Here is a 14,966-nt window from a genome sequence, read left to right as displayed (position 1 = left end):
CAAACTAATAACAATAAAAATAGTGAAAGGAATAAAATAGATGTTCTTAATAGTAAAAAATTTAAAGAAAAGCTATAAAACAACTGATATAACTACCACTGTTTTAAATGGTATACAAATGGATTTAGATAAGGGTGAAATTGGAGTTATACTTGGTCCTTCTGGTTCTGGCAAATCAACTCTCCTCAATATTATAGGTGGAATTGATAAATGTGACTTTGGTACTGTTTTAGTAGATAACCTTAAAATTACTAAACTAAATGATACTGAACTTACTGACTATAGAAGAAAAAATATAGGTTTTATATTTCAATTTTACAACTTAATACCTAACCTAACTGCTGGGGAAAATATTGAGGTTGTTTCAAACATAAGTAGTTCTCCTCTTAATACTGATGAGGTTTTAAAAGCTGTAGGTATGCTTGATAAAAAATATAGATTTCCAAGGGAATTAAGCGGTGGTGAGCAGCAAAGAATCTCCATTGCAAGAGCAATAGTTAAAAATCCAAAGCTTTTATTATGCGATGAACCAACTGGTGCACTTGATTTTTCAACCTCCAGGGAGATATTAAAACTTCTTCAGAGAATTAACAAGGACTTTGGTTCAACCATACTTATGATAACACATAATAATGCAATCAGTTCTATGGCAAACAGGGTCTATAGGGTACGAAGTGGAGAAATTGTAGATAGTGAAGTCAATAAAGAGATTATTCCTGCAGAAAGGATTGAGTGGTAATGATTATAAATAAAAAAATTAAGAGAACCATGCTGGAAAGTAAATCTCAATACCTTGGTTCCTTGCTGCTTATTATTTTTAGCTGTCTGCTTTTTACAATGTTTAATTTGGTTTCTATAAATTTATCAAGATTATTATCTTCTTTTGAAAGAGACTATAAGCAGGAAGATGCAACCTTTATGACAAGTAAAAAACTAAATAATCCAGAGTCCTTAGAAGCAAAATTTAATATGAGCTTGGAGGAAACAAAATCCTTTGATTATTCTATATCAGAAAATAAAACTTTAAGGATCTTTAGGGAAAATACCAAGGTTAACATACCTGCAATAATTGAAGGTAAAAATTTGAGCAATGGCGATATCCTTATTGACCCCTCTTATGCAAAAGCTAATAAGTTAAATATTGGTGACAGTATAAAACTATATAATCAGAATTTTACCATTTCCGGTTTTATGTCTATGCCAAATTATATATATCCTCTAAAATCAGAATCAGATATTATAAACGATCCAAACGACTTTGGCATTGCAGTAATTAATAAAAATGATTTTAATAATATAAACAGAGGAAATAGCTTTTATGCCGTAAGATTTAATGGCGATAGAAACAATTTAGGTGAAAAAATATCCGAACTCAAGGGTTATTTAAGAAGCAAAAATATTATTATTTTGAGCTGGATGAATGTAACTGATAATCCAAGAGTAACTTATATGACTGCAAAGCTTTCTGGAATTGATAAGATGAGTTCCTCTATGCCCATGAGTATCCTAATCCTTACCTGCATTCTAACTGGTATAGTAATGCTGAGAATGTTAAGAAGAGAAGCTGCTGTTATAGGGACTCTTTATGCACTAGGTTATAGAAAAAGAGAAATTATGAAACATTATCTCATGTATCCTTTAGCTGTTTCATTATTAGGCGGTATTCTTGGAACTATGCTTGGGATAATAACCTTAAAACCTATGATCTCCTATTATGTATCCTACTTTAATATACCTGTAAGCTCTTTAAGCTTTAATATAAATTATTTGATAATGAGCATTCTGCTTCCTATAGTCTTTTTGATTGTCTGCAGCTATTTTGTTGTAAATAAATCACTTAAAGCTTCACCTGTTGAACTTATGAGAGGTGGAAGGCAAAATAATAAGGTTGGCTTTATAGAAAAAAATATAAAACTTGATAAATTAAATTTTAATACTAAGTTTCAAATAAGAGAATTACTTAGAAGCATACCTAGAAGTGTATTTCTTATGCTTGGAGTTATTATGGCAACTATGCTGCTTTTAATGGGTTTTTCAGCAAAAAGTTCCTTGGATTATCTTATGAAGGATTCTTTTAGTGAAGCCTTTAAATACAACTATCAGTATGTGTTTAATTCCGTCCAAAATGGCAAACCAGAAAAAGGTGAAGCCTTCTCTGAAATACCCTTTGCACTTAAATCAGATAATAATCTAACTTTTACAGTGTATGGAGTAAGTCCTGATTCTAAGTATATTTCATTTAAAAACAAAGCAGGAAATGTGCTAAAATCAGATAAAATTATTATAACAAGACCTCTAGCTGATAAGCTTAATATAAATCCAAGTGAGACTATTAAAGCTGTTAATAGGCTTGATTCAAAAGAATATAGTATAACTGTTGATGATATTGCTGAAACCTATGTTGGCAGCTATATTTATATGCCTCTTGATAAGCTTAATGCCATGCTTAAGTTTCCTCCTTACAGCTACACTGGACTTTGGAGTACAGAAAGATTATCCATTCCAGAAAGCAAACTGCTAGCTTTTGTAACAGTTGATGATATGAGAAATGCCTTTAACACGATGACAAAGCCACTTCAGGCTATTGTAGGTGGTATAGCTTTTATGTCCTTTATAATTGGACTTATAGTAATATATGTTGTTACTGCTCTTACAATAGAAGAAAACAAAGAAAATATATCTCTTATGAAGGTTCTAGGGTACAAAAATAAGGAGGTTTATTCTCTAATTTTAAACAGTTCCTCCTTTATAGTTGTACTTGGCTATATTCTTGGAGTACCGCTGCTTCTTGCCTCCATGCGTGCTCTCTTTAAGTCAATGACTAAAGACATGAATATATCATTTCCAGTAACTATAAATTACATCTATGTTATAGTTGGTTTCATTATTATATACTTGACCTATGAATTTTCAAAGCTATTAAGCAGGAAAAAAATAAATAAAATTTCTATGTCCGAAGCTCTAAAATCCCGAATAGAATAAGCAAAGCCTCTTAATATCAAAAATAACTTCTTATAGGCAAATCTCTTATTCTACCTATAAGAAGTTTTACTAGTTTCATTACTTATTGTTATAACCGCTATAATTTAATTTGTTAGAGTTTCTTAATCCTCTCAACAGCCTCTACTGTATTTTCATAAGTTCCAAAGGCTGTAAGCCTAAAATATCCTTCTCCCATCGGCCCAAATCCACTTCCTGGCGTACCTACAATATTTGCTTTTTCTAATAAATAATAAAAGAAATCCCATGAAGTCATATTGTTTGGTGTCTTTAGCCATACATAGGGTGCATTTACACCTCCATACACAGAGTAGCCTGCTGATTTTAATCCTTCCAAAATGATTTTGGCATTATTTTTATAATAATCAATTTGCTTTTTTATCTGCTCTTTTCCAGTCTCAGAATAAACGGCTTCTCCTGCCCTCTGAACTATATATGGTGTACCATTGTATTTGGTTCCATAACGTCTTGCCCAAAGTCTATTCAAAGAAACTCCAGAACATTTTAGTTCCTTCGGAACAATTGTATATCCAAGCCTTAATCCTGTAAATCCAGCCTTCTTTGAAAAACTTTTAAGCTCAACAGCACAATTTTTTGCACCATCACATTCATAAATTGTATGACATACATTATCTTCTGAAATATATGCTTCATAAGCACCATCATATACAATAACAGCTTCCACTTTATTTGCATAATCAACCAAAAGTTGAAGCTGATCTTTTGTAACCGTTGTCCCTGTTGGATTATTTGGAAAACATAGATATATAATATCTGGGTTTTCTTCTGGAATATCCGGCACAAAATTATTATCCGGAGTACAGGACATATATATAACTTCACTCCACCTTTGTGCATCCTTATCATATGTTCCTGTCCTTCCAGCCATTACATTTGAGTCTACATATACAGGATATACAGGGTCACAAACTGCAATCTTATTATCTACACTAAATAGTTCTTGAATATTACCAGCATCAGCATTTATTCCATCATTTATAAACACTTCATCTATTGAAATGTCCACACCACGGGAGTTATAGTCACCTTTTATAATTGCATTTTTTAAAAATTCATAACCAAATTCCGGTGCATATCCTTTAAAAGTATCCTTATGTCCCATTTCATCAACTGAACTATGCAGTGCCTCTATAATAACCGGTGCCAATGGCTGAGTTACATCACCAATACCAAGTGAAATAATTTTCTTATGCGGATTGCTTTTTTTAAAATTAGCTACCTTTTTTGCTATACTTGCAAACAAATATCTTCCCTGCAATTTCAAATAATTATCATTTAATTTACACATAATATCCTCCTTGCTGTCTTTTTCTTCTTGTTCTAAAGAAATGACTTAAAGGTCTATTGTCTATAGGATTATTATACTCAGCTCCTCCATACTTTGGCACTTCATTTCTGCATCTAAAGCTTCTATTTTCACTTTCTAATTATTTTCCCTATTTTTACATAATTCATCCTTGTACTTTGCAATTTATAGTATAATAAAAGTTAGGCCGTATTCGTACGATGCTTCATCTATAACTATATTATTAAAATAACCTTGGGGGATGATTTTATGGAACAATCAAAAACAGAAAATCTATGGAACTTTTCATTTATTCTAATGCTAATAATAAATGCTCTCGTCTTTATTGGTTTCACTATGATGACACCAATACTACCTAAGTATACAATTAGTTTAGGTGCAACAATGTCCATAGCAGGTTTAGTTGCTGGTATTTTTGCAATTACATCTATTATTATTCGTCCATTTGCTGGATTTTCAACTGACAGATTTAACAAAAAACATTTATTAGTTGTTTCAACCATATTTCTGGCGGTTTCAGCATTAGGTTTAAAAATCTCGTACAATATATATACTCTTTTTTTCTTTAGAATTGTTCAGGGCATATCATTTTCAGTAAGTGTTACAGTAATTAATGCTCTATCTACAACATATATGCCGAAAGAAAGAATAGGTGAAGGAATAGGTTTCATGGGGCTTGGATATATTTTGGCAACTGCAATAAGTCCAAATCTTGGACTGGAGATTTCATCACAATTTGGATTTAAATATGTATTTTATCTATCTTGTATTATTGTTATGATTGCTGCAGCTCTTATGACCATGATTCCATATAATCCAGTAAATAGAGAAAATTTAAATGTAAGTAAGCTTCATATTAAAATTAGTGATTTTTTTGCCAAGGAACTGATTGTTTTTGCTGTTCTTGCTTGTTTATTTACGTTTATGAATGGAGTTATCGGAAGCTTTTTAGCTTTGCTAGGTGATGAGAGACATATCTCAAATATCGGTTATTATTTTACGGTAAATGCCATTGTAATTCTTATTATCAGGCCACTTTCAGGTAAACTTCTTGATAATAAAGGTTTATCAATTATAGCATTTCCTGCTTTTATCATGGCTATGGCCGCATCATTACTATTAGTAATTTCTTCATCCCTTTGGATGATATTAGTAGTAGCAGTTCTCTATGGAATTGGACAAAGTTCACTTTCACCAGCACTACAAGCTACTTGCGTTAAAAAGCTAGGGCCTAGTAGAGTAGGTATTGCCACAAGTACTTATTTTATTGGCTATGATGCTGGACAAGGACTGGGACCAATTATAGGAGGAACCATAGCCGGTAAATTTGGTTTAACTTCTGTTTTTTATATTTGTGCTGCACTATTGTTTTCTGGAATAGTTATATACTATTTTCATACATTAAATGCAAAAAAAGCAAAGTCCAAAATTGTTAGTGAAAATTTGAATAATAATTAAAAACTTATCCTTAGTTGACATGGGTTTTAGTAAGGTATAATATAAATGTTAGAAACCAAATTGTTAGATTTCTAACATATTTAATTATATTAGAGGTGAAAGAATTTATATATGACAGAAACAAAATCAAATTTAGAAACAAAAAAAGATATGAAACTGTGGAATTTCAATTTTATTTCCCTATTAGCGATTAATACCCTTACCTTCATGGCATTTTATCTTGTTTTTCCACTTTTAGCAAAGTACACTTCCAATTTAGGTGCCTCTCTAAGCACTGCAGGCATAATTGTAGGTTTATTTTCATTTACAGCATTGCTTATTGGACCATTTGGTGGAATACTCACAGATAGAACTAGCAAAAAATATGTAATGATAATTGGTACTTTTATAAACGGAATTGCAACATTAGGTTATGGCTTGTCACCTAATATTACATTTATAATTTTTTTTCGAATAATACATGGTGCTAGTTTCAGTATCACTAGTGCAACAAGTATTGCCTGGGCAACGGATTTCATACCAAAAAATAAAATGGGAGAAGGTATAGGTTATCTTGGAATCAGTCAAATTATTGCAACTGCCTTTGGTCCTGAAATAGGAATAGAAGCTTCTAATCGATTTGGAATGTCCAAAACCTTTATAGTATCAGCAGTACTAATTATAATAGCTGCAGTGTGTATGAATTTTTTGCCAAACAAAAATCAGATATCTATAAAAAATACAGTAGACAAAAAACATGCCATTCATTTAAAAGATATTATTGCATTTAAAATATTGCCACTATCTTTAATTGGCGGCTTATTTTTTATGGGAAATGGACTTGCCACTTCATTTTTAGTTTTACTGGGTGAAGAACGTAAGATAAATGGAATTGGAATGTATTTCACAGTAAATGCATTGTTTCTTATTTTCACAAGACCAATGTCTGGAAAACTGTATGATAAAAAGGGACTTTCAACTGTTATGTATCCGGCATTATTGTTCAGCATCACAGAAGCACTGCTAATAGCTCATGCAAGTGCACTTTGGATGATACTTCTGGCAGCTATTTTTAAAGCATTTGGACAGGGAACTGCACAACCTGCTCTACAAGCAGAGTGTTTTCATAAATTGGGAAGTCAAAAAAAGGGACTAGCTTCAAGTACTTTTTTTATTGGTGCTAACCTGGGTCAGGGCCTAGGCCCTTTGCTAGGAGGAACTATAGCTTCCTCATTGGGCTATGTATGGTTGTTTAATTTTAGTGCCTTAGCATTACTGTGTGGAATTTTTGCTTATGCAATATACAATAAAAAGACTTGCTCTTCCTATTTCTAAAGTAAAATAAAAAGCCACCAGCTGGCTCAATATATTGCCAATTGGTGGTCACACTTCATATTATTCAACAATTTTGTAATATACCCTGGCTGTCAAAGAAAATACAATTGTATAAATTGCTGCAAAAACAATTATCGTTCCTGCAGTTGAAAGTATAAATAAGTTTACACTTTTCAAACCTAAAACAGCAAGCATCTTTGTAATCATTGGAAATGCAAAAGCAATATGGATTACTGTGAAAACAAGAGGCAGGAAAAATACCATTAATACCTGACTTCTTATGGTCTTCTTTATTTCATTTTTGTCCATTCCCACTTTCTGCATGATTTCAAAACGTTCCTTATCTTCATATCCTTCTGATATCTGCTTGTAATAAATAATAAGCACTGTTGCCATTAAAAATAATGTGCCTAAGAATATACCTAGAAAGAACAAACCACCATATAGAGAAAGAAAATCTTCCCTGCCAGCTACAGCACTTTCAGCATCAACTTTCATTTTATTTTGCACAAATTTTTTATTTAACTTATCAGAAATTGATAGTATATCCTTATTAGTGCCATTAATATTAAAGCCAATTGTATATTCCTTGAATCCATTCTTTCCTACAGTATCTATATTATTTACAAATATTACATAGGTATCTACTACATCCGTCATAGCATTATTTAAAGCAGATACAGGTTTATCCAATCTTTGTTTAACTTTAAAGTTTTTGTTATCTATATTAATTGTATTATCGACATAATCCTTTACTTTTGAGAAGAGAATTACTTCATCATCATTAAGAGTAATATTCTTTCCTTCTAATCTATTATAATCTGAAATAGGAATAACCTCTATAACAGAAACCTTCGACTTATCAGTGTTTTTACTTACAGATAAAAATTCACCATCTTTTTTCACAGCTTCTAAACTATTATCCAGATAATAGAGCTTATCTTTCATATCTACTTTATTACTCTTTGATTCAACATTTAAAATCTCATCCAGCTTTTGTATTTGATTTTTATTAGTTTCTCTAGACGTTATAACTATATCTCTTGGATAACGAAGCTTTAGAAAATCTTCCATACCCACATATAGAGAAATTGTAGTTGAAAGCATAACAAGTACGGCAGTACTTAAGATGCAAATATTTGCAAGTCCTACTGCATTTTGCTTCATTCTATACATCATACCAGAAACAGATATAAAATTTCCTGTCTTATAGTAAAAGTTCTTCTGTCTTCTAAGAAACTTTAATACTGCAATACTTGCTGCTGTAAAGATTGCATAGGTTCCTATCATAACCAGAATAACTGCAGCAAAGAATAAATTCAAAGCCGCAAGAGGTGACTTAACATTTAATGCTATCCCATATCCACTGCAAAGAGCTGCTACTCCTATAATAGTCATAATCCATTTTGTTTTTGGTTCTTTTTCCCCCTGTTCAGACCCTTTTAAAAGTTCAATAGGTTTTAATATTTTTATTTGAAATAAATTTGATAACAAGGTTGCAAAAAAGATACTACAAAAAACAATTAAGGTTTTTATAAGAGATGGTATTGAAACCGAAAATCCAAAGGGTACTTTAAAATTAAGCATTTTTATTAGCAAAAGAAACATAAGCTTATTTAAAATAATACCGAAAATAAGTCCAACTGTTAAACTGATAGCAGAAGTAAAAATACACTCATAACATAGTATTTTTGCAATATGCTTTTTTTCAAGTCCCAGTACATTATAAAGTCCGATTTCTTTTTTACGTCTTTTAATAAGAAAACTATTTGTATAAAAAAGAAATATAGCTGAAAATATTCCTATTACTATTGTTCCTAAAAAGAGAATTGACTTTAGGCTAGCAGCACCACTGACTCCATCCAGTCCTTTATTTATTGAAATTGCATACATTATATAAAACATCATAATTGTACATATACAAGTAAGTATAAATGGAAAATAAGTCTTACTATTTTTTTTGATGTTTATTACTGCTAACCTCTGATAAAATAACTTACTCATTTGCTTCCCCTCCAGTAGTAATCACTGTAAGTGTATTTGAAATTTTTTCAAACATCTCCTCCTTTGACATTGAACCTCTATAAAGTTGATGAAACACTTCCCCATCTTTTATAAAAAGCACCCTTCCCGCATGGCTTGCTGCCTTGGTACTGTGAGTGACCATAACAATTGTCTGCCCTTCATTATTAATCTCTGAAAATAATTTTAAAAGCTGATCTGTTGATTTTGAATCAAGAGCTCCTGTGGGCTCATCTGCTAAAATAAGCTGTGGATCTGTAATTAAAGCTCTAGCAACAGCTGCTCTTTGCTTCTGTCCTCCTGATACCTCATAAGGAAATTTTTCCAGTATATGCTCTATTCCCAATTTTTCTGCAATAGGCTTCAATCTTTTTGCCATTTCCCCATAGGATTTTCTTGATAAAACAAGTGGTAAAAAAATATTATCTTTTAAAGAAAAGGTATCAAGTAAGTTAAAATCTTGAAATACAAAGCCTAAATTTTCTCTGCGAAATGCAGTGATTTCACTTTCTTTAATTGCTACAATATTCTTACCCTGCAGTAAAATCTCACCGCTAGTTGGCTTATCTAAAGATGCCAGTATATTAAGTAATGTAGTTTTTCCCGAACCTGACTCTCCCATAATTGCTACATATTCTCCCTTCTCCACTGAAAAGGTTACATTACTTAAGGCTTGAACCTGATTTCCTCCAAATCTTGATGAATATATTTTCTTTAAATTATTTACTTCTAATAACTTCATTTGCTTCCTCCTCTGTTCACTTTGACTATACTATAATTATAAAAAAAAGAGAAATGCAGAACCATAACTTTGGCTTACATTTCTCCTTCTAACCTTACATCTTTGTAAGATACTTTTTTACTGTATTTTTTAATATTTTCAATAGTGTACAACTTCTTTTGAAAATACCCATTCTTTTTTTACAAAATCTCTTCCTTTAATTAAGACTTTATTCCCATTTACTTGTACATATAAACCTTGACTTTCATTATAAAGCCTTTTTATACCATCCTTTTCTGGCTTTATAGCATATCGAACTGCCCCTGTATGTGCTGTAGTAAAAGGTAAGTTTGTTTTTACATTATCTATATTTAATAGGATATGAGTATGGGAAGTAAACAAAATAACTTCTGGATATGATGACAGAATATCTCTAAGTTCTTTTTCTTGATCTTCTTTTAATCCTTTCCATCCTATACTACTATCCAAATTTTGATGTAAAAATACAAAAATAGGTCTATTTTTTTTATATTTTTGACCTAACCTTTCTTTGAGCCAACTAAATTGATTTTGTGATAAAAAAGCATCCACCGATCCTAACTTTTTCGTATTTCCAGTTTCTGAACCCAGAGATATAAAATGGTATCCTTTAATCCAGGTATCATGATATACAGACTTTTCACCTGCAAAATCTAAATACATTTTTATAAAATGTTGAACATCTTTTGGCTTATTTGTACCTTTAGAATAATCAAAATAATCATGGTTACCAATATTTTTAATTATTTTTTTAGGAATAATATTCTTATTTTTCCACAGCGTAAGTTCTAATGCATAGTACTGCATCTTTACTCCTTGATCCACATTATCACCATTTAATATTAAAGTATCCATATTTCCATCTATACTATGTACGTCATTAATAGCATTTTGTAATTTTTTAATATCCCCATGTACATCACCTAAAACAGCAAATTTTAAAGTATTATTCTCTGTTTTTTTCTTATCCATAGACTCTTCTTGTTTAACCCTATAATTTCCTATTAAAACCCTTCTAACATATATTATTGATAAGGAAATTGATACTAATAATATTATTAACACTATTAATTTTAATTTTTTCATATACTTTAAATCACCTACCTTTAATAACTAATAAATTTGCATACTAAAAAATTACATTTCCATACATTTGATTTTAAACAAACTCTTACAAACTAGCAATCCATTTCTCAAGATTGGATTCAGACATTACCATTTTGTCTGTGTTAAATCCAATATCAATCACATTTGTAACAGCGGTATTTTTACAAACCTTTTTAATATCCTTTAATGTATGCCCAATCCATCCTCCATTCGTTACAAATGGAATTATCGTCTTGCCTGACAAATCGTATTCAGATAAGAAAGTTGCAACTGCTGGGGCATAGGTATACCACCACACAAGAGTGCCTATAATAATCGTATCATAGTCTTCCAGATTTACTAGAAGAGGTTTTATTTCCGGTTTAAATCCACGGTCTACTTTCCGTTTTCCTTGTTCAACTACTGAATTATAATCACCTGTATAAGACTTTACTGGTTCAAATGTAACATTCCATATAACCACTTCTTTAGTATTTAAAACACTTAAATAGCTTTTTCCAGTAAAATACTTTACATAAGTAGTATTTTCTTCCCCTAATGTAAAATCAGATACCTTTTCCAATTCTTTTACATCCATATTTTTTCCCCTTCTTCTTTGATTAAAATATATTCTAGCCTTGCATAAGCTTCATTTATATCTTATGATAGGTATATAATAATACCTAAATCTAACTTTAGGTCAATACTTAATTTAATTTTATTGGAGGAAATTTATGAATTATTCAATTGGTGATATTTCAAAAATGCTAGACATATCCATATCAACTCTACGCTACTATGACAAAGAAGGACTTCTCCCACTTGTCAATAGAACTTCTGGTAATATAAGAATATTTAATGATACAGATGTTGAATGCTTGAAAATGATATCATGTTTAAAGAATACAGGGATGCCACTTAAGGACATCAAACAGTTTTTTGAATGGTGTGAAGAAGGCGATTCTACCATTGAGCAGCGATATGAGCTATTCCTTCATCAGAAGAAAAAAACGGAAAAGCAAATTGCACTCTTACAAAATGCGCTTCACCGTATCAATTATAAATGCGAATTCTACAGAATATCAAAGAAAAGGGGAACTACTGAAGTTCCCGGTTTACAGGAAGAACTGGCTATGAAATTTCTGAATAAAGATACAGAAAAGTGAGGCTATATAAGTCTCACTTTTTTACTTATTTTTTTAAAATTAGTGCAATAAATTCTATATCTTCAGTTCCTGTGTTTTTAACTCCATGGCCATTTCCATCCTCACAAAAAGTAACATCTCCTGCCTTAACAGGGATTTCATCTTTATTATCCTGATACATTCCCTTTCCTGACAAAAAGTAATATGTTTCAGTCTCATCATGATGCTCATGATATCCAATTTCACAGCCTGGTTTCAAAGTAATTTTTGAAAATAATTTGCAGTGTTCTCCTAAGTATTCAGTAGCTAATAAACTTTCTTTTAAAATATATCCATTTGCTCCATTTACATTGTCTTGTCTAATAATTTCTCTTTTTTCATTATTAATCATTTTTCATCCTCCATAATTTTTTAGTATTAAAATATTTTTTAAGAATTAGCCTTTTTAAAATCGGTATCTTGAGTTATACAATTCTCATTTATATGTTTCATTTCTAGGAATATAAAAATCCCAGTTATAAGGGCAGATAAAACATCTGCGATAGGCGGAGTCATCCATACACCTTCAGTACCCCAAAAGCGGGGCAATACTAGCAATAGAGGAATTAATACCAGCAGTTGTCTTGATAGTCCAAGGATCGTAGATTGAATTGGCTTTCCAACTGCTTGAAAATATTGAGAACTAACAATTTGAAAACCCGCTACAGGAAACATAAGGAAAAACATTGACATTGCATGGGCAGTTAGTTTATTCAATTTTACATTATTGTTAGAAAACATACCAGCAATTTGAGTTGGCCATAAGTGTACCACTGCAGTACTGAATGTGGCAATTACTATACCTACAATTATGGCTTTCTTCAAAGTTTCTTTTACTCTATCAAATTGCTGGGCACCATAATTAAAACCGATAATAGGTTGAGCTCCCTGACTAACACCAAGTATGGGCATAAACATTAAAGTAGCTATACTACCAACAATGCCCATAGCCGATAGTGCTATGTCTCCACCATAAGTCATTAATGCTTTATTCAAAATAACGTTTTGAAGACTGTTAGCTAATTGCATTGAAAAAGGTGCAAAACCAATACACATAATACTAATGACTAAGTTCTTCTGCAATTTGAGATTTTTTATTCGTATTTTGAGGAAACTAGCTTTCGATTGAAAATAACTTAAGACCCAAATGGCTGAAAATGTTTGGCCACAAACTGTTGCCAGTGCAGATCCTTTAATTCCAATGCCTAGCTTCATAACAAAAATATAATTAAGGACTATATTAATTGCCGTTCCAATTACTTGAGTATACATGGACATTCTAGGATTACCTTCAGCTCTAATAAAATTAACCATTCCCATACTCAGAGAACCCACCCATGATGCTAACATTATAATATGTGTAAATTCTTTGGCATAAGGCAAAACCTCGGCACTAGCTCCAAAAAAAGTCAAAATAGAATTACTAAAAAGAAAATAAATAATACTGATACACAGTGGCAATAAGATCAACAAAAATATAGCATTCCCCATAATCTTTTCAGCTTCCTCTGGCTTTTTTTCTCCCAAACGAATAGATATGAGTGAGGTAGCACCAACACCAATCAGTACAGATACTGCCATAAGAATAAGCATAATCGGAAAAGCTACAGTTGTAGCTGCAATTGCAATTGAACCAACTCCTCGTCCTACAAATATTCGGTCAATAATATTATACAGGGAATTTATCAGCATGGCGATTACTGCTGGCCATGAGAATTTCCACAACAAATTATTAATTTTTCCATTTCTAAGTTCATTTATACTATCCATTTCTAATTCACCTTCCTAATTTTTTGCACAAATTATTCAATTATAGTTTTCACAGAAGAAAGATTTATCTTTACCGTTGTTCCAACACCAACCTTGGAGGTAATGGTTATTGTGTGTGAAAGCTTATCTAATATCTTTTTACAAAGGTAAAGTCCTATTCCCGTAGCCTTTTTATCAGCACGTCCATTATATCCAGTAAAACCTTTTTCAAATACCCTTGGCAAATCTTCCTCTGCAATGCCTACTCCTGTATCTTCAATTATAAGCACCTTTCTAAAAGCTTCCTCCATATATATTGATATTTTACCGCTGCTTGTATATTTTAATGCATTCCATAGTATTTGTTCAATTACAAATACCAGCCACTTTTCATCTGTTAGCACAGTACAATCCACTTCTTTTAAATCAAGGGCTATATTTTTCCTAACAAATACATGTGCATATTTTCTTATAACTTGTTTTATAATCTGAAGTAAACTATAGTTTTTAAGCACCAGATCCGATGAGGCACTATCAATTTTTAGGTATCCTAGCACCATTTCAACATACTGCTCAATTTTAAAGGTCTGCTCAAATAATTCCTTGTTTTGTTCACTATATTCGCTTTGCAGTATTAATCTCATTGCTGCAATAGGTGTTTTAATTTGATGTGCCCATAGGGTATAATAATCTATCATTTCTGACTGCTTAATATCTGTTTTTGAAATTAGTTCCGTACTTTGTTTATAAAGTGTCTGCAAAACATTCTGATAGTCAGCTTCAATTAAATTATTAGCTGCCGGCAGTTTATCTAACCCTATATTTATCTTTTTCTCAATAATACAAAGTTTATTATGCTTTTTATAGCACTTAATAAAATCGTAAATAATAAAAAGGAAAGCTGCAATTGACGATAAAAAGAAGGCATACAAAACTGGCTCAAGCTGCAGTGAATATAATGAAAATACTACAGCAAAGATTCCAATAAAAATGCCGTACATTAATTATTGCTTTTTTATGACCTTTAACATAACATAATAAAAGCTGTAAAAAAGATTTTTCTTTC

General features: G+C 31.4%; 13 protein-coding genes. 5 read left to right on the top strand and 8 right to left on the bottom strand.

Translation table 11 applies throughout. The features are described 5' to 3' along the window. The first annotated feature begins 40 nt into the window (after positions 1-40). On the top strand, positions 41-739 hold the full coding sequence (locus tag CLCOS_RS13465) for an ABC transporter ATP-binding protein (RefSeq protein WP_063600280.1): 699 nt from the start codon (positions 41-43) through the stop codon (positions 737-739). Further along, positions 739-2,982 carry an ABC transporter permease gene (locus CLCOS_RS13460; protein WP_063600279.1) on the top strand — a complete coding sequence of 748 codons (2,244 nt, stop codon included), beginning with the start codon at positions 739-741 and terminating at the stop codon, positions 2,980-2,982. The genes CLCOS_RS13465 and CLCOS_RS13460 overlap by 1 nt, the downstream gene beginning before the upstream one ends. Before the next feature lie 112 nt (positions 2,983-3,094). Here the strand turns inward: CLCOS_RS13460 and CLCOS_RS13455 are convergent, their stop codons facing one another. After that, a complete protein-coding gene (locus tag CLCOS_RS13455) occupies positions 3,095-4,309 on the bottom strand; it encodes an LL-diaminopimelate aminotransferase (RefSeq protein ID WP_063600278.1) in 1,215 nt (404 codons plus the stop codon). A gap of 267 nt (positions 4,310-4,576) precedes the next feature. Between CLCOS_RS13455 and CLCOS_RS13450 the strand changes: the two genes are divergently transcribed. Continuing rightward, positions 4,577-5,785 carry an MFS transporter gene (locus CLCOS_RS13450; RefSeq protein WP_063600277.1) on the top strand — a complete coding sequence of 403 codons (1,209 nt, stop codon included), beginning with the start codon at positions 4,577-4,579 and terminating at the stop codon, positions 5,783-5,785. Positions 5,786-5,896: 111 nt separating this feature from the next. Next, a complete protein-coding gene (locus tag CLCOS_RS13445; RefSeq protein WP_013238091.1) occupies positions 5,897-7,099 on the top strand; it encodes an MFS transporter in 1,203 nt (400 codons plus the stop codon). A 60-nt stretch (positions 7,100-7,159) separates the two neighbouring features. Here CLCOS_RS13445 and CLCOS_RS13440 read toward each other — a convergent pair whose 3' ends face one another. The 4 genes from CLCOS_RS13440 to CLCOS_RS13425 all read right to left on the bottom strand — a co-directional run bounded on the left by CLCOS_RS13440 (position 7,160) and on the right by CLCOS_RS13425 (position 11,565). Continuing rightward, positions 7,160-9,103: an ABC transporter permease gene (locus CLCOS_RS13440; RefSeq protein ID WP_063600276.1), complete on the bottom strand. Its 1,944-nt coding sequence runs from the start codon at positions 9,101-9,103 to the stop codon at positions 7,160-7,162. Then, the gene (locus CLCOS_RS13435; RefSeq protein ID WP_063600275.1) at positions 9,096-9,863 is read right to left on the bottom strand and encodes an ABC transporter ATP-binding protein; all 768 of its coding nucleotides are present in this window, start codon (positions 9,861-9,863) and stop codon (positions 9,096-9,098) included. Before CLCOS_RS13435 ends, CLCOS_RS13440 begins: the two co-directional genes overlap by 8 nt. Positions 9,864-10,001: 138 nt before the next feature. Next, positions 10,002-10,967 carry a metallophosphoesterase family protein gene (locus CLCOS_RS13430; RefSeq protein ID WP_063600274.1) on the bottom strand — a complete coding sequence of 322 codons (966 nt, stop codon included), beginning with the start codon at positions 10,965-10,967 and terminating at the stop codon, positions 10,002-10,004. A gap of 85 nt (positions 10,968-11,052) precedes the next feature. Next, positions 11,053-11,565: a flavodoxin gene (locus CLCOS_RS13425; protein ID WP_063600273.1), complete on the bottom strand. Its 513-nt coding sequence runs from the start codon at positions 11,563-11,565 to the stop codon at positions 11,053-11,055. 136 nt (positions 11,566-11,701) lie between these two features. Here CLCOS_RS13425 and CLCOS_RS13420 point away from each other — a divergent pair, with 136 nt between their 5' ends. After that, the gene (locus tag CLCOS_RS13420) at positions 11,702-12,133 is read left to right on the top strand and encodes a MerR family transcriptional regulator (protein WP_013238086.1); all 432 of its coding nucleotides are present in this window, start codon (positions 11,702-11,704) and stop codon (positions 12,131-12,133) included. Between the two features lie 25 nt (positions 12,134-12,158). Here CLCOS_RS13420 and CLCOS_RS13415 read toward each other — a convergent pair whose 3' ends face one another. Genes CLCOS_RS13415 through CLCOS_RS13405 form a run of 3 tightly spaced genes read right to left on the bottom strand, consistent with a single transcriptional unit; the run spans position 12,159 to position 14,901 of the window. Next, positions 12,159-12,503 carry a cupin domain-containing protein gene (locus CLCOS_RS13415; protein ID WP_063600272.1) on the bottom strand — a complete coding sequence of 115 codons (345 nt, stop codon included), beginning with the start codon at positions 12,501-12,503 and terminating at the stop codon, positions 12,159-12,161. A gap of 38 nt (positions 12,504-12,541) precedes the next feature. After that, positions 12,542-13,921 carry an MATE family efflux transporter gene (locus CLCOS_RS13410; RefSeq protein WP_063600271.1) on the bottom strand — a complete coding sequence of 460 codons (1,380 nt, stop codon included), beginning with the start codon at positions 13,919-13,921 and terminating at the stop codon, positions 12,542-12,544. Positions 13,922-13,953: 32 nt separating this feature from the next. Next, the gene (locus tag CLCOS_RS13405) at positions 13,954-14,901 is read right to left on the bottom strand and encodes a sensor histidine kinase (protein ID WP_063600270.1); all 948 of its coding nucleotides are present in this window, start codon (positions 14,899-14,901) and stop codon (positions 13,954-13,956) included. Between the last annotated feature and the right edge of the window lie 65 nt (positions 14,902-14,966).

Source organism: Clostridium coskatii, from assembly GCF_001675205.1.
Taxonomy (GTDB): Bacteria; Bacillota; Clostridia; order Clostridiales; family Clostridiaceae; genus Clostridium_B; species Clostridium_B ljungdahlii.
This window is presented reverse-complemented; position numbering and strand designations above follow the sequence as displayed.

What these genes read in the sequence shown, in the direction of transcription:
- CLCOS_RS13445 (WP_013238091.1), top strand. Translation starts at nt 5,897, where the DNA reads ATGACAGAAACAAAATCAAATTTAGAAACAAAAAAAGATATGAAACTG.
- CLCOS_RS13460 (WP_063600279.1), top strand. Translation starts at nt 739, where the DNA reads ATGATTATAAATAAAAAAATTAAGAGAACCATGCTGGAAAGTAAATCT.
- CLCOS_RS13425 (WP_063600273.1), bottom strand. Translation starts at nt 11,565, where the DNA reads ATGGATGTAAAAGAATTGGAAAAGGTATCTGATTTTACATTAGGGGAA.
- CLCOS_RS13410 (WP_063600271.1), bottom strand. Translation starts at nt 13,921, where the DNA reads ATGGATAGTATAAATGAACTTAGAAATGGAAAAATTAATAATTTGTTG.
- CLCOS_RS13465 (WP_063600280.1), top strand. Translation starts at nt 41, where the DNA reads ATGTTCTTAATAGTAAAAAATTTAAAGAAAAGCTATAAAACAACTGAT.
- CLCOS_RS13420 (WP_013238086.1), top strand. Translation starts at nt 11,702, where the DNA reads ATGAATTATTCAATTGGTGATATTTCAAAAATGCTAGACATATCCATA.
- CLCOS_RS13430 (WP_063600274.1), bottom strand. Translation starts at nt 10,967, where the DNA reads ATGAAAAAATTAAAATTAATAGTGTTAATAATATTATTAGTATCAATT.
- CLCOS_RS13455 (WP_063600278.1), bottom strand. Translation starts at nt 4,309, where the DNA reads ATGTGTAAATTAAATGATAATTATTTGAAATTGCAGGGAAGATATTTG.
- CLCOS_RS13435 (WP_063600275.1), bottom strand. Translation starts at nt 9,863, where the DNA reads ATGAAGTTATTAGAAGTAAATAATTTAAAGAAAATATATTCATCAAGA.
- CLCOS_RS13415 (WP_063600272.1), bottom strand. Translation starts at nt 12,503, where the DNA reads ATGATTAATAATGAAAAAAGAGAAATTATTAGACAAGACAATGTAAAT.
- CLCOS_RS13405 (WP_063600270.1), bottom strand. Translation starts at nt 14,901, where the DNA reads ATGTACGGCATTTTTATTGGAATCTTTGCTGTAGTATTTTCATTATAT.
- CLCOS_RS13440 (WP_063600276.1), bottom strand. Translation starts at nt 9,103, where the DNA reads ATGAGTAAGTTATTTTATCAGAGGTTAGCAGTAATAAACATCAAAAAA.
- CLCOS_RS13450 (WP_063600277.1), top strand. Translation starts at nt 4,577, where the DNA reads ATGGAACAATCAAAAACAGAAAATCTATGGAACTTTTCATTTATTCTA.